This is a genomic window from Pseudomonas sp. WS 5146 (genome assembly GCF_012985495.1).
GTDB classification, from domain to species: Bacteria; Pseudomonadota; Gammaproteobacteria; order Pseudomonadales; family Pseudomonadaceae; genus Aquipseudomonas; species Aquipseudomonas edaphica.
The window spans coordinates 584,705-603,466 of sequence record NZ_JAAQWL010000002.1 but is presented as its reverse complement, the minus strand read 5'-3'; the positions used below and the strand labels follow the sequence as shown (position 1 = coordinate 603,466).

The 18,762-nt window shown below is 60.7% G+C and carries 17 protein-coding genes; 6 read left to right on the top strand and 11 right to left on the bottom strand.

Features of this window, described 5'->3' with window-relative positions:
• The first annotated feature begins 122 nt into the window (after positions 1–122).
• Positions 123–863: a YciK family oxidoreductase gene (locus tag HBO41_RS07370; RefSeq protein ID WP_169985664.1), complete on the top strand. Its 741-nt coding sequence runs from the start codon at positions 123–125 to the stop codon at positions 861–863.
• A 198-nt stretch (positions 864–1,061) separates the two neighbouring features.
• Here the strand turns inward: HBO41_RS07370 and HBO41_RS07365 are convergent, their stop codons facing one another.
• Genes HBO41_RS07365 through HBO41_RS07340 form a run of 6 tightly spaced genes read right to left on the bottom strand, consistent with a single transcriptional unit; the run spans position 1,062 to position 7,225 of the window.
• Positions 1,062–2,576, bottom strand: a complete 1,515-nt coding sequence (locus tag HBO41_RS07365; RefSeq protein WP_169985662.1) for an ABC transporter substrate-binding protein — start codon at positions 2,574–2,576, stop codon at positions 1,062–1,064.
• Between the two features lie 35 nt (positions 2,577–2,611).
• Positions 2,612–3,583 (bottom strand): ABC transporter ATP-binding protein, encoded by a 972-nt coding sequence (locus HBO41_RS07360; protein ID WP_169985660.1) that lies wholly within the window; start codon positions 3,581–3,583, stop codon positions 2,612–2,614.
• Positions 3,580–4,536 (bottom strand): ABC transporter ATP-binding protein, encoded by a 957-nt coding sequence (locus HBO41_RS07355; RefSeq protein WP_026013611.1) that lies wholly within the window; start codon positions 4,534–4,536, stop codon positions 3,580–3,582. The genes HBO41_RS07360 and HBO41_RS07355 overlap by 4 nt, the downstream gene beginning before the upstream one ends.
• The gene (locus HBO41_RS07350) at positions 4,533–5,390 is read right to left on the bottom strand and encodes an ABC transporter permease (protein ID WP_017136112.1); all 858 of its coding nucleotides are present in this window, start codon (positions 5,388–5,390) and stop codon (positions 4,533–4,535) included. Before HBO41_RS07350 ends, HBO41_RS07355 begins: the two co-directional genes overlap by 4 nt.
• Positions 5,387–6,334, bottom strand: a complete 948-nt coding sequence (locus HBO41_RS07345) for an ABC transporter permease (protein ID WP_017136113.1) — start codon at positions 6,332–6,334, stop codon at positions 5,387–5,389. Before HBO41_RS07345 ends, HBO41_RS07350 begins: the two co-directional genes overlap by 4 nt.
• Positions 6,335–6,337: 3 nt before the next feature.
• Complete coding sequence (locus HBO41_RS07340; RefSeq protein ID WP_017136114.1) at positions 6,338–7,225, bottom strand: proline iminopeptidase-family hydrolase; 888 nt, start codon at positions 7,223–7,225, stop codon at positions 6,338–6,340.
• A gap of 183 nt (positions 7,226–7,408) precedes the next feature.
• Here HBO41_RS07340 and HBO41_RS07335 point away from each other — a divergent pair, with 183 nt between their 5' ends.
• Both HBO41_RS07335 and HBO41_RS07330 read left to right on the top strand, forming a co-directional pair.
• Positions 7,409–8,173: a LuxR family transcriptional regulator gene (locus HBO41_RS07335; protein WP_017136115.1), complete on the top strand. Its 765-nt coding sequence runs from the start codon at positions 7,409–7,411 to the stop codon at positions 8,171–8,173.
• Between the two features lie 94 nt (positions 8,174–8,267).
• Positions 8,268–9,200, top strand: a complete 933-nt coding sequence (locus HBO41_RS07330) for a proline iminopeptidase-family hydrolase (RefSeq protein WP_169985658.1) — start codon at positions 8,268–8,270, stop codon at positions 9,198–9,200.
• Positions 9,201–9,299: 99 nt separating this feature from the next.
• Here the strand turns inward: HBO41_RS07330 and HBO41_RS07325 are convergent, their stop codons facing one another.
• Positions 9,300–10,802 (bottom strand): nucleobase:cation symporter-2 family protein, encoded by a 1,503-nt coding sequence (locus HBO41_RS07325; RefSeq protein ID WP_138454049.1) that lies wholly within the window; start codon positions 10,800–10,802, stop codon positions 9,300–9,302.
• Between the two features lie 158 nt (positions 10,803–10,960).
• Here HBO41_RS07325 and HBO41_RS07320 point away from each other — a divergent pair, with 158 nt between their 5' ends.
• On the top strand, positions 10,961–11,794 hold the full coding sequence (locus HBO41_RS07320; RefSeq protein WP_169985656.1) for a nucleoside-binding protein: 834 nt from the start codon (positions 10,961–10,963) through the stop codon (positions 11,792–11,794).
• 158 nt (positions 11,795–11,952) lie between these two features.
• On the opposite strand, the gene punC is transcribed toward HBO41_RS07320, so the two are convergent.
• Entirely contained in the window at positions 11,953–13,137 is a 1,185-nt protein-coding gene (punC, locus tag HBO41_RS07315) for a purine nucleoside transporter PunC (RefSeq protein ID WP_169985654.1), read from the bottom strand.
• Between the two features lie 122 nt (positions 13,138–13,259).
• Here punC and punR point away from each other — a divergent pair, with 122 nt between their 5' ends.
• Complete coding sequence (punR, locus tag HBO41_RS07310) at positions 13,260–14,174, top strand: DNA-binding transcriptional activator PunR (RefSeq protein WP_138450200.1); 915 nt, start codon at positions 13,260–13,262, stop codon at positions 14,172–14,174.
• A gap of 119 nt (positions 14,175–14,293) precedes the next feature.
• Here punR and HBO41_RS07305 read toward each other — a convergent pair whose 3' ends face one another.
• Positions 14,294–15,463, bottom strand: coding sequence for an aspartate aminotransferase family protein (locus tag HBO41_RS07305; RefSeq protein ID WP_017136121.1), 1,170 nt, complete (start codon positions 15,461–15,463; stop codon positions 14,294–14,296).
• Between the two features lie 103 nt (positions 15,464–15,566).
• On the opposite strand from HBO41_RS07305, the gene HBO41_RS07300 reads away from it, so the two are divergent.
• The gene (locus HBO41_RS07300) at positions 15,567–16,472 is read left to right on the top strand and encodes a LysR family transcriptional regulator (protein WP_138450197.1); all 906 of its coding nucleotides are present in this window, start codon (positions 15,567–15,569) and stop codon (positions 16,470–16,472) included.
• Here the strand turns inward: HBO41_RS07300 and HBO41_RS07295 are convergent.
• Together HBO41_RS07295 and fabV are read right to left on the bottom strand one after the other, a co-directional pair.
• Complete coding sequence (locus HBO41_RS07295; RefSeq protein ID WP_017136123.1) at positions 16,469–17,092, bottom strand: HAD family phosphatase; 624 nt, start codon at positions 17,090–17,092, stop codon at positions 16,469–16,471. The two genes, HBO41_RS07300 and HBO41_RS07295, sit on opposite strands and share 4 nt — an antisense overlap.
• A 228-nt stretch (positions 17,093–17,320) precedes the next feature.
• Positions 17,321–18,514, bottom strand: a complete 1,194-nt coding sequence (fabV, locus tag HBO41_RS07290; RefSeq protein ID WP_017137466.1) for an enoyl-ACP reductase FabV — start codon at positions 18,512–18,514, stop codon at positions 17,321–17,323.
• Positions 18,515–18,762 lie beyond the last annotated feature (248 nt).

The window sequence follows — 18,762 nt, the reverse complement described above, 5'->3', positions numbered from 1 at the left end:
TAGCGGTCTGCCAGCTAGCACTTGCGGTGACTGATACTCCGCCATCGCAGGCAAGCCAGCTCCCACATGAAATGGATTCCACTTCAAGGCCTGTTTCAGCTTGAATTCTGTCGAGGTTTTTTATGTTTGATTACTCCGCACGTCCAGAACTGCTCAAAGACCGGGTGATCCTGGTGACCGGTGCCGGTCGCGGGATCGGCGCGGCGGCGGCAAAAACCTATGCCGCCCATGGCGCTACCGTGCTGTTGCTGGGCAGGACCGAAGCCAACCTGGCCCAGGTGTATGACGAGATCGAAGCGGCCGGCCAGCCGCAGCCGGTGGTGATCCCGTTCAACCTGGAAACCGCCCTGCCCCATCAATACGATGAGCTGGCAGCTATGATCGAAAAAGAATTCGGTCGCCTCGACGGCCTGCTGCACAACGCCTCGATCATTGGCCCACGCACGCCGATCGAGCAGTTGTCCGGTGAGAATTTCATGCGCGTGATGCACGTAAACGTCAACGCGATGTTCATGCTGACCAGTACATTATTGCCACTGCTCAAGCTGTCCCAGGATGCGTCGGTGGTGTTCACCTCCAGCAGCGTCGGGCGCAAGGGCCGTGCGTACTGGGGCGCTTATGGCGTGTCGAAGTTTGCCACCGAAGGCTTGATGCAAACCCTGGCCGACGAGCTGGAAGATGTGGCATCGGTACGCTCCAACAGCATCAACCCGGGCGGCACACGCACCAGCATGCGTGCCCAGGCGTATCCGGGGGAAAACCCGATGGAAAGGCCTGCACCGGAAGACATCATGCCGGTGTACCTGTACCTGATGGGGCCGGACAGTGCCGGGATCAATGGGCAGGCGTTTGATGCGCAGTAAGCACTGACACTGTTCACCTGAAACAACATAGAACCTAATGTGAAACTGGGTTCATGTGGGAGCTGGCTTGTGTGGGAGCTGGCTTGCCTGCGATAGCATCAACTCGGTTTAACAGATAGACCGAGTTGCCCGCATCGCAGGCAAGCCAGCTCCCACACAAGCCCGCTCCCACATTTGATTTTTGGCGTATTGGAAATATTAGTTCTTCACCACTTCCTCAAGGGTAAAACGCCCCAGCGGATTCTGCAGGAAGTTACTCACATTCTTGCGTGAGATGTTGATGTACGGGCTGTAGTACAGGTCAATCCAGTTCACATCCTGCTTCGCCAGCTTCTGCAACTCCACATACATCTGCTCCCGCTTGGCCGGGTCGGCCTCGATCCGCGCCTGCGCTACCAACTCTTTAACCTTATCGTTCTTGTAGCGGGTCATGTAGTTCTGGTTGGTGTCATGGCCGAGCACGAAAGTGGTCTTCTGGTCCGGGTCGAGGATGTCGTTGGTCCAGTACATCACCGAAATATCGTACTCACCGTCCACCAGCATCTGCCAGCTTTGGGTCGGGTCGACCTTTTGCAGGTTGGCGGTCACGCCGACCTTGGCCAACTGGTCCTTGATGATCACCGCAATCTGCTCGTCAGCTTCGTTGCCGGCGTTGACCACGTAGTTGAGTTTCAAGTCCTTGGCACCAGCCTCTTCCAGCAGTTTCTTGGCGGCGGCTAGGTCATACGGGCGTTGCAGGTTGTTGGCGTAGTGGTACAGCGAGCCTTTGGGGATGTAGGAATAGGCCACGGTGCCTTGGCCGTACGTGGCGCTCTTGACCAGCGACTGCTTGTCGATGGCCATGTCCAGCGCCTCGCGCACCTGCGGCTTGGCCAGCAGGCCGTGGGCGTGGTTGATCAGCAGGTGATCTTCGCGGGTCGACGGGTCGGCATGGATCACCACGCTTTTGTCTTTCTTCAGCTCTTCCACGCGGGAGAACGGAACGAAGATCGCCGTGTCCAGCTCGTTGTTCTGCACCATGCGCATGCGCGTGTTGTCGTCGGTGACCGAGACCCACTCCACGCCATCCAGGCTCACGTTCCTGGCCTGCCAGAAGTTCGGGTTCTTTTTGAGGATCACGCGGTCGCCCTTGCGCCACTCCTCCACGGTAAACGCGCCGGAGGTCACCGGGTTTTCCGAGTAGGCGTCTTCGCCCATCGTGGTCATGGCTTTTTGCGACAGGATCGATACCGTCGGCGAGGCCAGTTGCGAGAGGAAGGCCACAGCCGGGGTTTTCAGCGTGACCACCAGGGTCTGCGGGTCGCTGGCCTTGGCCGTGTTGATCAGGCTGAACGGATCTGCCCACAGCGACGCCTTGTTGTCGCGGATGCGCAACAGGCTGAACGCCGCGTCATCGGCGGTGATCGCCGAGCCATCGGAGAACTTGGCGTCACGCAGCTTGAAGGTGTAGGTCAGGCCGTCCTTGGAAATCTCCCAGCTTTCGGCCAGGCCCGGTTCCATCTTGGTGCCCAGGTTATCCACGCGCACCAGGGTGTCGTAGACGTTGGCGAACACCCACGTATCGCGGTTCTGTGCGCTTTTGATCGGGTCGAACGTGGTGCTGTCTTCACGGCAGCCGATGGTCAGCACGCCGGCGGCGTGGGCCAGCCCGGCAGTGAGGGACCAGGCGGTCAGTGTCGCGGCGGCGAGCAACTTCAAGTGGCGCGATTGCATGTCATAACTCCTTGTTCATGAATGGCAGAAGTGGGTCAAAACAGAGGTTCTTCAAGCACGCAACTGTACCGATGCTCGTGCAGGTAATGGGTCGGCGGCAACACCACGGAACACATCGTCCGGGCATGCCGGCAGCGCGGGTGAAAGGCGCAGCCGGTGGGCAACTTCAGCGGGCTCGGGGGCTCACCGGGCAACGGTTCTGCGGGCAACGGCCGGTGCGGATCGATCTCGGGAATCGCCTCGATCAACGCCGCCGTATACGGATGGCGTGGCGCAGTAAACACTGCTTCCACTGGCCCTTCTTCGACGATTTTGCCCAGGTACATCACCGCCACGCGGTCGCACAGGCGCCGCACGATGGCCAGGTCATGGGCGATAAACAGAATCGCCAGGTTCATGCGCTGTTGCAGCTCCAGCAACAGGTTGATGATCTGGCCCTGAATCGACACATCCAGTGCCGCCACGCATTCATCGGCAATGATCAGACGCGGCTCCACCGCCAGGGCGCGGGCGATGCCGACGCGCTGGCACTGGCCACCGCTGAGGGAGCCGGGTTTACGGCTGGCGAGTTCAGGGCGCAGGCCCACCAGGTCAAGCAGCTCGACCACGCGAGCCGGTATCTGCTCCGGGGCGACCTTGCGCTGCACCCGCAGCACTTCGGCAAGGGTTTCGCCAATGCTGTGTCGCGGGTTCAGGGCAGCGTAGGGGTCTTGGAAAATCATTGCGGTTTCATGCCGCAGGCGGGCGATGTCGATAGCACTGCCCCGGGCCATGTCGACGCCATCGAACAACACCTGCCCGGCGCTGATCGGGGTGAGGTGCAGAATTGCCCGCCCCAGCGTGCTTTTGCCACTGCCGGACTCGCCCACCAACCCCAGGGTTTGACCTGCGGCCAGGTTGAGCGACACACCATTGACCGCCCTCACCCACTGTTTATTAAGGCCCAACACACCCGTGCCGGACGCGGCAAACCGCACCTCCAGGTCCTTGATCTGCAACAGGCTCATGGGCGCTCTCCCAGCGGATAGTGGCAGGCTACGCGCGCACCTTCGGGCAGCACCTCAGTGCACAACGCCGCCACTTGCGGGCAGCGCGGGTTGAAGCGGCAACCGTCGGGCAAGGCATCCAGTAACGGCGGCTGGCCAGGGATGGTGCGCAGCAAGGCGTGGCCGCTGCTGTGGGCGGGTTGGCAATCGATAAGGCCAGCGGTGTACGGGTGTTGTGGATGGGCCAGCACGTCGTATTTGCTCGCGTGCTCGCACAGGCGTCCGGCGTACATCACCGCGATGGAATCACAGGTCTGCGCCACCACGCCCAGGTCATGGGTGATCATGATGATCGCCAGGCCACGCTGGTCTCGCAGCTCCAGCAGCAGGCGCAGGATCTGTGCCTGCACCGTCACGTCCAGCGCGGTGGTCGGCTCGTCGGCAATCAGCACTTGCGGGTTGCAGCCCAGGGCCACGGCGATCATCGCGCGCTGGCGCATGCCGCCGGAGAACTCATGGGGGTAGTTGTCGACCCGCGCCTTGGGATCGGGAATACCGACCTGGCGCAGCACCTCGATGGCTTGCAGGCGCGCGTCTTTTTTCGACGCACCCTGATGCAAACGGATGCCTTCGGCGATCTGCTCGCCGATGCGCATCAACGGGTCAAGGTGACTGCTGGGGTTCTGGAAAATCATGCCCAGTTGCCCACCGCGCACGGCGCGCATGCCAGCCTCATCGAGTTGCAACAGGTCGCGACCGGCCAGGCGCACAGCGCCGCCTTGCACCCGCAGGTTGGGCGACGGCAACAGGCGCATCAGGCCGCGACAGGCCAGGGTTTTGCCCGAGCCGCTTTCACCCACCAGGCCGAGGATTTCACCTTCGGCCAAATCAAAGGACACACGATCAACCAGCGTGACCTCTCGCCCACCATTGTTGGCGATCACGCTGAGGTCCTGCACGTGAAGCAGGCTCATGATCGATCCCCCAATACTTGCGCCACACCATCGGCGAGCAGGCTGAAACCCATGGCCAGGGTCACAATGGCCAGGCCAGGGAAGGTGCAAAGCCACCAGGCTGTGGTGATAAACGCCTGCCCTTCGGCGACCATCGTGCCCCACTCCGCCGTCGGCGGTTGCACGCCCAGGCCCAGGTAACTCACGGCGGCGCCGTTGAGCAGCACCAGCACGGCGTCGGACATCGAAAACACAATCGAGCCAAACATCGCGTTGGGCAATAAGTGCCGGAACAGAATGCGCCCATGGCCAAAGCCCAGGCTCTTGGCGGCCAGGGCGAAGTCGCTTTCCTTGAGCACCAGGATCTGCGAGCGGATCAACCGCGCATACGACACCCAGCCCACCAACGCCATGGCGATATAAAAACTCTGCAAGCCCGGCCCGAGGATGGCCATGATCGCCAGCATCAACACCAGGAACGGGAACGCCAGCACCACGTCGATCACGCGCATGCACACGCTGTCGAAGCGCCCGCCGATGTAGCCGGAAACAGCGCCGATAAAAGTGCCGATCAGGAACGGGAAGATCACGCCGATAACGGCCAGTTGCAGGTCAATCCGCGCGCCCCATATCACCCTCGAAAGGATGTCTCTGCCGTAGTTATCCGTGCCAAATGGGTGGGCAAGGCTGGGCGCCAGCAAACTCAGATCGGTGTTCTGCGCAATCGGGTCATACGGCGCGAGCCACGGCGCGAACAACGCCAGGGCCAACCACATAAACAAGATCAACAGCCCCCACGCAGCGGTCAGCCGGCCGTTGCGAAAACCAAACCGCAGGCGCAAACGCCACGGCGCAATCAGTGGTCGGCTGCTCATTGCATCTTCACCCGTGGGTCGAGGGCCACGGTCGCCACGTCCGCGACGAAGTTGACCACCACCGTCGCACACGCCAGCACCATGGCCACGCCCTGCACCACCATGTAGTCGCGGGTAAAAATACCGCGCACCAATAATTGGCCGATGCCGGGAATCGCGAACAGGCTTTCGATCACCACCGTGCCGCTGATCAGCCAGCCTATATTCACCGCCAGCAGGTTGACCGCCGGCACCAGGGAATTGGGTAACACATGCCGACGAAACACCGCCGCCTCGGATAATCCGCGTGCGCGGGCAGCGGTGACATGGTCAGCCTGCAACTCCATCAGCATGCTCGCCCGCAGGTTGCGCACCAGCACCGCCGCCAGCGCCAGCGCAATGGTCAAGCACGGCAGGACCATGTGGTGGGCTTTATCTGTAAACGTGCGACCGTAGCCCGATACCGGGAACAAGCCCCACTTCACACTCAGCAACAGAATCAGCATCAAGCCCAGCCAGAAGGCCGGCATGCCCAGGCCGACCGTGGTGAACACGCGGATCAGGTTATCCGCCCAACCGCCTTTGTTGCGCGCCGCCACGGTAGCCAGCGGCACCGCGATCAACAGCGCCAGCAGCACACTGCCGAGCACCAGCACCAGCGTCGGCTCGATGCGGGTGACGATCAGTTTCAACGCGTCGACCTTATAGAGCAGTGACTGGCCGAGATCGCCCTTAAGCAGGTTCTTGAGGAAGTAGAAATATTGCAGCCACAAGGGCTGGTCCAGGCCGTATTGGGCGCGGATTTTCAGCAGCGCGTCCGGCGTGCTGCGCGAGCCCAGCAAGGCCCGCGCCGGGTCGCCGGGGATCGAGCGCACCAGCACAAAGGTGATCAGGCTGATGCCAAACAACACCGGCAGCAATTGCAGCGGCCGGGACAGCACAAAACGGTAACGCGCAAGATTCATCCGTCAGCCTCGGTGGCGAGCGAGGAAGTCCAGCAGCACCGGGAAGTACGCGTGGGGTTCCTCATAAAACGGCATATGGCTGCTGTTGGGGAATACATGCAACTCGGCGTGTGTGGCGGCGAGTTTCATGCGATGGGCGCAAGCGGGTGTCAGTTCGTCGTGCTGGCCGGTGGTGATCAGGATCGGCATCTTGAAATCGGCCATCTCCGGGATGCGGTTCCAGTCCTTGAGGTTGCCGATATAGAGGAACTCGTTGGGGCCTTGCATGGTTTCGTAAGGCCCCATGTTCCAGTCGCCCAGGGAGCGCTTGACCGGCTCCGGCCATTCGTCCAGACGGCAGACGTGGCGGTAGTTGAGCAAGGTGATAGCGGCCTGATACTGCGGATGATCGAGTGTGCCCATGGCTTCATGGCGCTGCATCATGGCCACGGTTTCGCTGCCGAGGGCACCGCGCAGGCGTTCGAGCTCCTGGGACAGGTGCGGAATATCGCCGACGGTGTTTTCCAGGATCAGGCTTTTCAGGGCGTCGGGATAGTGGATGGCGTACTCGATGCCCAACCAGCCGCCCCACGAATGCCCAAGCAGATGCACGCGGCCCAGGCCCAGTGCCTGGCGCACGGTTTCGACTTCTTCGACATAACGGCCAATTTCCCACAGGGAAACATCTGATGGTCTGGCTGATGCGCCCGTGCCAAGCTGATCGAATGCAACCACTCGCAGGTTATGCTCTTTGAGCCAGCCATGGGCGTCGCGCAAGTAGTCACACGGCAGGCCCGGGCCGCCGTTGAGACACAAGAGCACCTCATCGCCGTCGCCAAAGCTGTAGGCCACGAGGTTATGGCCATCGACCTGCACGTTGTATTGCTGGTCGGGGGCAATTTCACGCCACATGCATACATTCCTTGTGTTGTATCGGCCTGGCAGGTAGCGGCCGTTTAGAGGGCCAACACTACCGAGGATGCCGCGCGTCCATAACCTAGTAGTTCTTATAGGTTTGGCCTGGCAGTCCTTCGCCGGGGCGTGGCATTCTACTTGCCGCAAGTCGAGATTCAAATGAATTCGGGAGCAGAACGGATGCTGTCCAAACTTACTGCCTTCAACAACCGCCTCATGCCCGGCAGGAGCCTGGTTGAACAGGTGGACAACACGTTTGTCCTCGCCCAGCAGTTGGGCTTTGATGCGTTGGTGTATGACTACACGCCGGTGCCCATCGACCAGGACGGTTCGCTGATCACGCCTTCGGTGCTGGAGTCGCGCAACACGCCGTCGGACTGGCACGCGTTATGGTGCAGCGAAGGTTTTTACCAGATCGACCCGGTGCAGCACCTGGCCTTGAGCACGGTGTCGCCGTTCGTGTGGTCTTATGAGGCCAAAGCCGACACTGCGCTGCAAAAGATCATCGACCCGTGCCATGCGCCCGTGTCCTCTTATTTGCATGAACGCCAACTGACCTGCGGCGTCACCGTGCCGATCCACCTGCCGCGTGGCGGCTTCGCGTCGCTGACCGGCCTGCGCACCGGCAAGGCCAGCACGGTGCTGGAAGATGCCCAGCAAACCTTGACAGACTTCAGCCTGATCACCCATGCCTTGCAGGAAGCGGCCTACCCGCTGCTGAGCAAAGAGCTACGCACCTACCCGCACATCCATCTGACCAAACGCGAGCGCGAGTGCCTTAAATGGGCGGCGGAGGGCCTGACCGCCGCCGAGATCGCCACGCAGTTAAGCCGCTCACTGGCGGTGGTCACCCTGCACCTGGCCTCGGCCATGCACAAACTGGGTGCCAAGAACCGCGTACAGGCGGTGGTGCGCGCGACCCATTACCGCCTGCTCGAAGATTGATCCGTCGGTAAAACCTAGCTGTTTTGCTAGTTACTTAAACGCTGCGTGCCGACTATCGTATCCCTGATCCTTTTTTTTCAGAGCAGGGTACGAAATGGAATTCATCGAGAAAGTCCGCGAAGGCTACGCGGCCTTCGGCGCCTACCAGACCTGGTACCGCGTCACTGGCGACCTGGGCACCGGCCGCACGCCCTTGGTGATCCTCCATGGCGGCCCCGGTTGCACCCATGACTACGTAGACGCGTTCAAGGACGTCGCCGCCAGCGGCCATGCGGTGATTCACTACGATCAAATCGGCAATGGCCGCTCTACGCACTTGCCGGACAAGGACGCGTCGTTCTGGACCATCGACCTGTTCCTCGACGAGCTGAACAACCTGCTGGACCACCTGCAGATCAGTGACAACTACGCGATCCTGGGGCAATCCTGGGGCGGCATGCTCGGCAGCGAACACGCGATTTTGCGACCCAAGGGCCTGCGCGCGTTTATCCCGGCCAACTCGCCCACCTGCATGCGCACCTGGGTCAGCGAAGCCAACCGCCTGCGCCAACTGTTGCCCGAAGGCGTGCATCAAACCCTGCTCAAACACGAACAGGCCGGCACTTACCAAGACCTGGAATACCTGGCAGCGGCGCGGGTTTTCTATGACCAGCACGTGTGCCGAGTAAACCCATGGCCGGAAGAAGTGGCGCGCACCTTTGCAGCGGTGGACGCCGACCCGACGGTGTACCACGCCATGAGCGGCCCGACCGAATTTCACATCATCGGCAGCTTGAAGGATTGGAGCGTGATCGGGCGCCTGTCGGCGATCAATGTGCCGACGCTGGTGATATCAGGACGCCACGACGAAGCCACGCCCTTGGTGGTCAAGCCGTTCCTGGATGAAATCACTGACGTGCGCTGGGCGTTGTTTGAAGACTCCAGCCACATGCCCCACGTGGAAGAACGCCAGGCGTGCATGGGGACTGTGGTGAAGTTTCTGGACGAGGCGTGTTCGCTGCCGCACCGAGCACTCAAGGCTGGCTGAGTTCAACTGTGGGAGCTGGCTTGCCTGCGATAGCGGTACATCAGTTACAGGTGCAGTGACTGGCTCGCCGCCATCGCAGGCAAGCCAGCTCCCACAGTTTTAGACCTCGGTGGTCTCAGGCTTTGCGGCCTTCCTTGGCACCTCAGCCACCACTGGAATCTCCTTCCCTTCAGCATCAAACAATTTACCGCCACTGAAGTAATCGCCATCGCGCAACGCCGCCACGTCGTGGAAGCACAAACTGCGCTCAGTCCCGGCCACAAACACCGACTGCTGGTCCGAGTTACCGGCGGTGAAGTGGTTGAACGCCAGGTTCAGCAGAATCGCCATGATCGCCGACGAACTGATGCCCGAATGGAAAATGGTCGCGAACCAGGTGGGGAAGTGATCATAAAAGTTCGGCGCTGCAATCGGGATCATGCCGAAACCGATGCTCGTTGCCACGATGATCAGGTTCATGTTGTTGCGGTAATCCACCTTGGACAGCGTGCGAATCCCGCTGGCCGCCACAGTGCCGAACAACACAATACCGGCGCCGCCAAGCACCGAAGTCGGCACAGCCGCAATCACCCGCCCCATAAAGGGCAGCAGGCCCAACACCACCAGAAATACACCGCCAGTGGCCACTACAAAGCGGCTTTTCACCCCCGTAACCGCCACCAGGCCGACGTTCTGGGCGAAGGCGCTTTGGGTGAATGAACCGAAGATCGGCGCAAACATGCTCGACAGCATATCGGCACGCAGGCCATTACCCAGGCGCTTGGAGTCGACTTTGGTGTCGATGATCTCGCCGACCGCGAGGATGTCCGCCGAGGTTTCCACCAACGTCACCATCACCACGATGCACATGGAAATGATCGCCGCCACATGGAAGGTCGGCATGCCGAAATGGAAAGGTGTCGGGAAGCCGAACATCGGCCCTTGGGCGACGCTGGAGAAGTCCGCCATGCCGAGGAATACCGCGATCACGGTGCCGATCACCATGGCCAACAGAATCGACAGGCGCGAGATGGTCGCGCTGCCGATCTTGCTCAGCAGCAACACCAGCACCAGGGTCAGTGCCGCCAGGCCGATGTTGGCCATGCTGCCAAAGTCCGCTGCGCGGCTATTGCCGCCCATGGCCCAGCGCGCTGCCACCGGCATCAGCGTCAGGCCGATGGTGGTGATCACAATGCCGGTGACCAGCGGCGGGAAGAACTTGGTGATCCGTGAGAATACCGGCGTGATCAATAAGCCGATAAACGACGCGGCCATCACCGCCCCGAGAATCGCCGGCACCCCGCCCGCGCCATCACTGCCTACGATGGCCACCATGGTTGCTACACCGGCAAACGACACGCCCTGCACCAGCGGCAACTGGCAGCCAAAAAACGGCAGGCCGAGGGTTTGCAGCAACGTGGCCAGGCCACCGGCAAACAGCGAGGCGGCGATCAGCAGGCCGATATCCGCCGGCGACAACCCGGCCGCCTGGCCGACGATCAGCGGTACGGCAACGATGCCGCCATACATGGTGAGCACATGCTGCAGGCCGTAAGCCATGTTGGCCGCGACGCCGAGATTCTCGTCTTCTGGCCGCTGCGGTGACGCCTTCGGGATAGTCATGGTGAGGGGTTCTCTGTTTTTGTTGTGCGAACACTGTATGCAATGTTTGGACTTGATGTCCATAGAGTTGTATACAATCAATCGAACAAGATACCCTCCATCGGCGTTACAAAAACTATCCGGCCGTCATGAGCCAGAACGCCAAAGGACCTAGAACAATGAAAAAGGCATTACAGGGCGCCACCATTGCATTGACCCTTCTCGGCGGTGGGGAGGCCGTCGCGCTGGAATGGATGAACAACAGCGTAGGGTTTCGCTACGGCCAGCACTTCACCAACCCCAACAACCCCGACGACTTCAGCAAGCGCATCTACAGCTTTACCCACGCCAGCGGCTACCAGTACGGCAGCAACTACCTGAACCTCGATGTGTTTCTGTCCGACAGCAGCGACCCACGCAAGGGCACCGACCACGGTGGCAGTGAGGTCTACGCCGTGTACCGACACCAGCTGTACGCCTCACGGGTATTCGATGTGCCGCTGGGCACCGGCCTGGTCAAGGATTACGCCCTGACCCTGGGCTTCGACGCCAACCGCAACAACAACTTCGCCTCAGCCAAAAAACGCGCGCTGGTGATCGGCCCGACGTTGAAGTTCAACACCGTCGGCGTGCTGGATTTGAGCCTGATGTACTACAAGGAAAAGAACCACACCGGCATCCCCGGTGCGAAAGAGTCGAACCACACCTTCGACGACACCTACATGCTCAACCTGACCTGGATGCGCCCGTTCGACATCGCCAACCATGCGGCGAAGTTTCAGGGGTTTATCAATTACGTCGGGGAAAAGGGCGAGGATTATCACGGCCGCGACACCGCGCCGGAAACCCTGATGCGCACCGCGCTGATGGTGGCGGTGCGGCCGGGTAAAAGCGTGAAGCCGAACCTGTACCTGGGGGTGGGTTACGAGTACTGGCATAACAAGTTCGGGGTGGATGGTGGCATGGGCACCCGTACATCCACACCGACAGTCAACCTGGAAGTCACCTTCTAACTGAAGAAACCCGATTAACTGTGGGAGCTGGCTTGTGTGGGAGCTGGCTTGCCTGCGATGCAGACAACTCGGTACATCAGGTGCACCCAGTTGATGCCATCGCAGGCAAGCCAGCTCCCACACTAGCCCTCCCCCACATTTTTGCTTGGGTTTCAGTTTTAGGCGCTTGCGAGTTCCGACTTATCGGCTTTCGGCCGCGCCAGCCAGTAACCCAACACCGCCAGCGGCGCAGTCGCCAGCATCACAATCACGGTGATCAACAGCGGCTGGTCGATCAACGACGACACCAGCAGGCTGCTCAGAAAGCACAGGCCCAACTGCAGGGTGTTCTGCAGCGCCGCCGCCTTACCGGAATTTTCCGCAAAGGGCATCAACGCATTCGCCACCACGATGGGGTAACTCGCACCGTTGACCAACGCCATCAGGCAGAACGGAATCAACAAGGTGGTCAGGGTCGGCACGGTCAAGGTCGCAACCAGGTACAACGCGACCATGCTGATGCAATAGGCCACCAGCAACCACGGCAGCAGGGTTTTGCCCTGGTAATGCTGCAAGGCACTGCGACAGCTGTAACCGCCGACCAGAAAGGACAAGGTCGGCAACACGTAACTCAGGCCGATGTCATTCGGGCTGTAACCCATGTCGCCAAGGATGAACGGCGACGCGGTGAGCCAGGCAAAGAAGCTGGCCGAACAGGCGGCGAAGATCATCACATTGCCGGTAAATACGCGGGAGGTCAGCAACTGCCCGTAGCCAAGGCGCGAAGGTTCGCCCTCCTCGGCCAGACGTTTCGGCATTTTGCGCAGCAACAACGTCGGCAACAGCAACAGCACTGACACAACCAGCAACACCGCGAAAATTGCCTGCCAGCCAAAGTGGTTCAGCACCATCGCGCCCAACAGCGGCGCCAACGCCGGTGACAGCGACATCAACGGCATGATGCTGGCGAACACCCGGTGAGCCTTGTCGGCCGGGTAACGGTCAATCACCAGCGCCTGCCAACTCACAGCGGCGGAACACACGCCAATCGCCTGGATAAAACGCAACGCCAACAACTGCGGCGCCGTCTCGACCCAGAACATCCCGGCGCAGCCCAGCACAAACAGGCTCAGCCCGGCGAGCAGCACCGGCTTGCGCCCCAGGCGATCGGACAATGGCCCCCACAGCAACTGCCCGAGCGCAAAGCCGGCGAGGAAAATACTCAAGCTGGCGCCCACCGCGCCCGCACTGATCTGCAACTGCTCGCCCATGGCGCCAAACGCCGGCAAGTACATGTCCATGGCCAGATAACCGAGCATGCTCAGCCCCGCCAAATACCAGGTGAAACCAAAAGAATTTTTCATTGAAGCCTTGTGGATGCTGCCATCAAACTATTTGCTGACTGGCGCCCATTATGAAGCTGACAGGCTGTGTGTGAAGCGATAATAATTGGACACTTGAATCAAATATTTTGAAGGCAACCGCTATGTGGTCCGAATACTCCCTGGATGTAGTCGATGCCGTGGCACGCCATGGCAGCTTCAGCGCCGCTGCCCAGGAATTGCACCGAGTGCCGTCAGCCATCAGCTATACGGTGCGCCAGTTGGAGGAATGGTTGGCGGTGCCGCTGTTTGTGCGCCGCCATCGCGATGTGGAGCTGACCCCCGCCGGCCGTCTATTCATAGACGAAGCGCGCGGGGTGATGAAAAAAATGCTCGGTACCCGGCGTTTGTGCCAACAGGTGGCCAATGGCTGGAGCGGCCAGTTGAAGGTCGCGGTGGACTCCATCGTCAAACCCCAGCGCTGCCGGCAACTGGTGCTGGATTTTTATCGGCAATTCCCTGAGGTGGAATTGCTGCTCGAATACGAGGTGTACAACGGCGTGTGGGACGCCCTGGCCGATGAGCGCACCGACATTGTGATCGGTGCCACCAGCGCAGTGCCGGTGGCCAGCCGCTTCACGTTTCGGGACATGGGCCTGCTCAACTGGCTGTGTGTGGTCAGCGCCCAGCACCCGCTGGCAAGCGTCAACGGCTTGCTCAGTGACGACCAACTGCGCCCGTTCGCCTCGCTGTGCATGACCGACACCTCGCGCAACCTGCCCAAGCGTGACACCTGGACCCTGGATAACCAGCGCCGTTTGGTCGTGCCCAACTGGGCCTCGGCACTCGATTGCCTGCGCGATGGGCTGTGCGTGGGCATGGCGCCGGCTCATCAGGTATTGCCGTGGGTCGAGCGTGGCGACCTGGTGGCGCTGCAACTGAGCCGACCGTTTCCGGCCAGCCCGTCGTGTGTGGCGTGGGCGCAGGATAAGTTGTCGCCGGCGATGAGTTGGTTGTTGGAGTACCTGGGCGATACCGAAACCATGAACCAGGAATGGCTCAATGGCCCGGATCTCTGAATATCACGCCGATCCAATGTGGGAGCTGGCTTGCCTGCGATAGCGGACTGTCTGTGCCAACTACAGTGGCTGACACACCGCTATCGCAGGCAAGCCAGCTCCCACAGTTTGATCCGGTTTCAATCCAGGAGACGGGTGATGGCCCGCACAATCATCTCAACCTCCTTGGCATCCAGCGTCAGCGGCGGCAACAGGCGGATGATCTTGCCCCGCGTCACATTGATCAGCAGCCCATGCTCCTGGGCCGCACGCTGGGCCAGGTCACGGTAAGGCCTGGCCAACTCGATGCCGACCATCAAGCCCTGGCCGCGAATCGCCAGCACCTGCGGGTGCTCGCTCAACTCCACCCGCAACCGAGCCAGCAGGCGCTCGCCCTGTAGCGCGGCGTTGTGCAGCAAGCCTTGTTCCTCAATGATGTCCAACACCGTGCAACCCACGCGGCAGGCCAGCGGGTTACCGCCAAACGTGCTGCCGTGGCTGCCTGGCGTGAACAACTGGGCCACGGCGTCCCGGGCCAGGCAGGCACCGATGGGCACGCCGTTGCCGAGGCCTTTGGCCAGGGTTATCACGTCGGGCACGATGCCTTCGTGCTGGAACGCAAACCAGGCGCCAGTGCGGCCGATACCGGTCTGGATTTCATCGAGCATCATCAACCAGCCGTGGCGCGTGCAGTGGTCGCGCAGCGCCTTCAGGTAACCGGGCGGCGCGGGCAGCACGCCGCTTTCACCCTGGATCGGCTCGAGCAAGATCGCCGCGATGCGCGTGCCGAATTGCTCGGTAATGGCCGCCAATGCGGCCAAGTCGCCAAAGCGCACCTTGAGAAAGTCCCCCGGCAGGCGCTGGAAACCCAGGCGCACCGAAGGCCCGTCACTGGCGGCCATAGTGCCCAGCGTACGCCCGTGAAACGCGTTCTCCATCACCACCACCAAAGGCTCTTCAATGCCTTTTTTCCAGCCATGCAACCGCGCCAGTTTCAGCGCGGTCTCGTTGGCTTCGGCGCCGGAGTTATTGAAGAACGCACGGTCCAGGCCGGATAACCGCGTCAGGCGCTCGGCCAGGCGCTGCTGCCAGTCGATGCTGTAGAGATTGGAGGTGTGCAGCAACAGGCCCGCCTGCTCGCTGATCGCCGTGACCAATTTGGGGTGGGAGTGCCCGACATTGGTTACCGCCACACCGGCCACGGCGTCGAGGTATTCACGGCCCTGCTGGTCCCACAGGCGCGTGCCCAGGCCACGGGTAAAGCTCAGGGCCATGGGTTGATAGGTGGTCATCAGGCAGGCGGCGGTCATGGTGGCAGGCTCCAGTGCATCGTTGTGATGCTGCCAGTATCGTTAGCCACCTGAGCTGGATAAACTGCGCATTCCTGCAATGACTTTAAATCAGGGCTTGATAATGGATCTGTTCCAGTCGATGTCGGTGTACGTGAAAGTGGTCGAGGCCGGCAGCATGACCGCCGCCGCGCAGGAATGCGGGCTGTCCACCACCATGGTCGGTAACCACTTGCGCGCGCTGGAGCAACGGCTGGGGGTCAGCTTGCTGAAGCGCACCACGCGCAAACAGAGCCTCACCGAATTTGGCGGGCAGTATTACCAACGTTGCCTGGAGGTGCTGGGGCTGGTGGCCGACTCTGAACTATTGGCAGAGCAGATCCACAGCGAAACGCCCAAAGGCAGCCTGCGCATCACCGCGCCACCGGTGTTCGGCACCGAACGCCTCACACCGGCCTTGAGCGAATTTGCCCAGCGCTACCCGCAGATCAATCTGTATGTCGAACTCAGCAATGAGCGCATGGATCTGGTCGACAGCGGCTTCGACGTTGCGATCCGCCTGGGCGAGTTGGAAACCTCAAGCCTGATCGCCAGGCCGATGCAGGCCTATACCCTGACGCTCTGTGCGTCACCGGCGTACCTGGCGCGACGTGGCATTCCGCAGACGCCCGACGACTTGCGCCAGCACGACTGCCTGGCGTTTGCCTACCCGGCGAACGATAACTGGCGAGACACCAGCAAACTGTGGCGCATGACCGGCGATGCAGGCGAAGTGGAGGTGCCGGTGGCCGGAGCATTGACCATCAACAGCTCCCAAGGCTTGCGCCAGGCAGCCGTGAACGGCATGGGCATCATCATGCTGGCCGATGCCCTGGTGCAGCCGGACCTGGAGAGCGGCAAGCTGGTGGCGTTGCTGACCACCTATCAACTGCCCAGCCGCCCCATGCACCTGCTCTACCGACAGGACCGCTACCGCCTGCCCAAGCTGCGCGCTTTTGTGGATTTCGCCATGGAAAAGTGGGCGCGCTAAAAGCTCACCCCCAACGCGCGCAAACGCGCGGCAGTGCGCTCGGCCGACACATGGTGAATGCCCTGCCAGCCGAGGGCTTCAGCGGCCTCGATATTGCCGGCAACGTCGTCGATAAACACCACTTCCCTGGCCTGGATATCCGGCAAGTGAGCGCGAACCTGATCAAGGCTCGCGTGATAGATCGCGGGGTCCGGCTTGATCAACTTCAACTCGCCAGACACGACGATATCGCGCAAGTGCTGCAGAAACGGGTAGTTGGCCCGTGCGTAAGGGAAGGTTTCAGCCGACCAATTGGTGAGCCCGAACAGCGGCATATCGGCCTTATGCAGCGCCTCAAGAATGGCCACGCCATCGGGCAACGCGCCACGCAGCATTTCGTGCCAACGGTCGTAATAGGCCTGGATCAGGGGTTCATGCTGCGGGTATTGCTCGATAAGGTGGCGGGTGCCTTCGGCCAGGCTGCGGCCGGCGTCTTGCTCGGTGTTCCAGGCTTGGGTGCAGATGGTGTCGAGAAAGTGTTGCCGTTCGGCGTCGTCGGCAATCAGCTTGCGGTAAAGGTGCTGCGGGTTCCAATCGAAGAGGACACCGCCAAAATCAAAAACTACTGCACGAATCGTCATCAGATCCTCCGTTAGCGTGGCTTGATAGCGCAAGGAGTCTGGCAGATTGTGAGGAAGGGTGGGAGCGCGAGGGAATGTAGGAGGGTTCTGAATTAACCCAAGGCAAATGTGGGAGCTGGCTTGCCTGCGATAGCATCGCCTCGGTGTAACTGATATACCGAGGTGACTGTATCGCAGGCAAGCCAGCTCCCACATAAGCCAGGCTCCCACATTTTTTTCTGACCGTGTTTAGGCCTGGATAAGGCCCTTGATCTTCACAGTCGGATTCACATCAGCTTCATAGTCCACGCCGTCGATTTCAAACCCGAACAAACGCAGGAACTCCGCCTTGTAGCCAGCGAAATCGCTGATCTCGTTGACGTTGTCATCGGTCACCTGATTCCACAGTGCAGCCACGGCGTCCTGAACCTTCGGCTCCAGCTCAGCCAAGTCGGCGCGCAGGCGGCCGTCGGCGTCCAGCTTCGGCTCGCTGCCGTACAGGCTGTCTTTGAACAGGCCGTAAACCTGCTCGATGCAACCTTCGTGGGTGCCCTGCTCTTTCATCACTTTAAACAGCAGCGACAGGTACAGCGGCATGATCGGGATCGCGGAGCTTGCCTGGGTAACCACGGCCTTGAGCACCGACACACGGGCGTCGCCCTTCAGCGCAGCGAGGTTGTCGCGCAGGGTCAGGACTTTTTTGTCGAGGTCTTTCTTGGCTTCGCCGATGGAGCCGTTCCAGTAAATATCCTGGGTCAGCTTCTCGCCGAGGTAGGTGAACGCAGTGGTCTTGGCGCCTTCGGCCAACACGTCGGCGTCACGCAGGGCGTCGATCCACAGCTGCCAGTCTTCGCCGCCCATGACTTTCACGGTGCCGTCGATTTCTTCCTGGGTTGCAGGCTCAAGGGTGGTGTCGACCACAACGCCTTTGTCGGTGTTGATACCGCGCAGGGTCACGGCCTTGCCGATCGGCTTGAGGGTAGAGTTGTGCACCACGCCTTGCGGGTCGGTACGGCGCGGCGCGGCCAGGCTGTAAACCACCAGGTCGATCTTGCCCAGGTCTTTCTTGATGGTTTCGATGGTCAGGCGCTTGATCTCGTCAGAGAACGCGTCGCCGTTGATGCTCTTGGCGTACAGGCCTTTTTCCACGGCAAACTTCTCGAACGCCGCGCTGTTGTACCAGCCGGCGGAGCTCAGCTTGCCTTCTTCGCCTTCTTTCTCAAAAAACACGCCCAGGGTGTCGGCGCCGCAGCCAAACGCAGCACTGATGCGCGCGGCCAGGCCATAACCGGTGGAAGCGCCGAGGACCAGCACCTTCTTTGGGCCGCCTTCGATGGCGCCATGCTGGGTTACGTAGTCGATCTGCTCTTTGACGTTCGCTTCACAGCCAACAGGGTGAGCGGTCACACAGATAAAGCCACGAACCCGCGGTTTGATGATCATAAAATTTCTGCCTCTTCCAAGGGGTCGACGGCCAGTGGTGGCCATTCAACTTCAATCGTACCGGTCTATGACGCGCGAAAAACCGAAGCGTCACGATAGACGCAAATCTTCTGTTTACAAAATCCAATCGGCAAAACAGCTGGCGCGCAGCACCGCCTGGTTAAAAACTGTGTTCAACGTTCACAAATTCGCAATATTTAAAACGCCCGGCACCGTGATAACCCACTATCATGGCGGGATTGTTTCGC

Coding starts and splice junctions, on each gene's coding strand:
- HBO41_RS07325 (WP_138454049.1), bottom strand. CDS start 10,802: ATGACTATCCCGAAGGCGTCACCGCAGCGGCCAGAAGACGAGAATCTC.
- HBO41_RS07355 (WP_026013611.1), bottom strand. CDS start 4,536: ATGAGCCTGCTTCACGTGCAGGACCTCAGCGTGATCGCCAACAATGGT.
- HBO41_RS07345 (WP_017136113.1), bottom strand. CDS start 6,334: ATGAATCTTGCGCGTTACCGTTTTGTGCTGTCCCGGCCGCTGCAATTG.
- HBO41_RS07340 (WP_017136114.1), bottom strand. CDS start 7,225: ATGTGGCGTGAAATTGCCCCCGACCAGCAATACAACGTGCAGGTCGAT.
- HBO41_RS07320 (WP_169985656.1), top strand. CDS start 10,961: ATGAAAAAGGCATTACAGGGCGCCACCATTGCATTGACCCTTCTCGGC.
- HBO41_RS07370 (WP_169985664.1), top strand. CDS start 123: ATGTTTGATTACTCCGCACGTCCAGAACTGCTCAAAGACCGGGTGATC.
- HBO41_RS07330 (WP_169985658.1), top strand. CDS start 8,268: ATGGAATTCATCGAGAAAGTCCGCGAAGGCTACGCGGCCTTCGGCGCC.
- HBO41_RS07350 (WP_017136112.1), bottom strand. CDS start 5,390: ATGAGCAGCCGACCACTGATTGCGCCGTGGCGTTTGCGCCTGCGGTTT.
- punC (WP_169985654.1), bottom strand. CDS start 13,137: ATGAAAAATTCTTTTGGTTTCACCTGGTATTTGGCGGGGCTGAGCATG.
- fabV (WP_017137466.1), bottom strand. CDS start 18,514: ATGATCATCAAACCGCGGGTTCGTGGCTTTATCTGTGTGACCGCTCAC.
- HBO41_RS07295 (WP_017136123.1), bottom strand. CDS start 17,092: ATGACGATTCGTGCAGTAGTTTTTGATTTTGGCGGTGTCCTCTTCGAT.
- HBO41_RS07365 (WP_169985662.1), bottom strand. CDS start 2,576: ATGCAATCGCGCCACTTGAAGTTGCTCGCCGCCGCGACACTGACCGCC.
- punR (WP_138450200.1), top strand. CDS start 13,260: ATGTGGTCCGAATACTCCCTGGATGTAGTCGATGCCGTGGCACGCCAT.
- HBO41_RS07360 (WP_169985660.1), bottom strand. CDS start 3,583: ATGAGCCTGTTGCAGATCAAGGACCTGGAGGTGCGGTTTGCCGCGTCC.
- HBO41_RS07305 (WP_017136121.1), bottom strand. CDS start 15,463: ATGACCGCCGCCTGCCTGATGACCACCTATCAACCCATGGCCCTGAGC.
- HBO41_RS07335 (WP_017136115.1), top strand. CDS start 7,409: ATGCTGTCCAAACTTACTGCCTTCAACAACCGCCTCATGCCCGGCAGG.
- HBO41_RS07300 (WP_138450197.1), top strand. CDS start 15,567: ATGGATCTGTTCCAGTCGATGTCGGTGTACGTGAAAGTGGTCGAGGCC.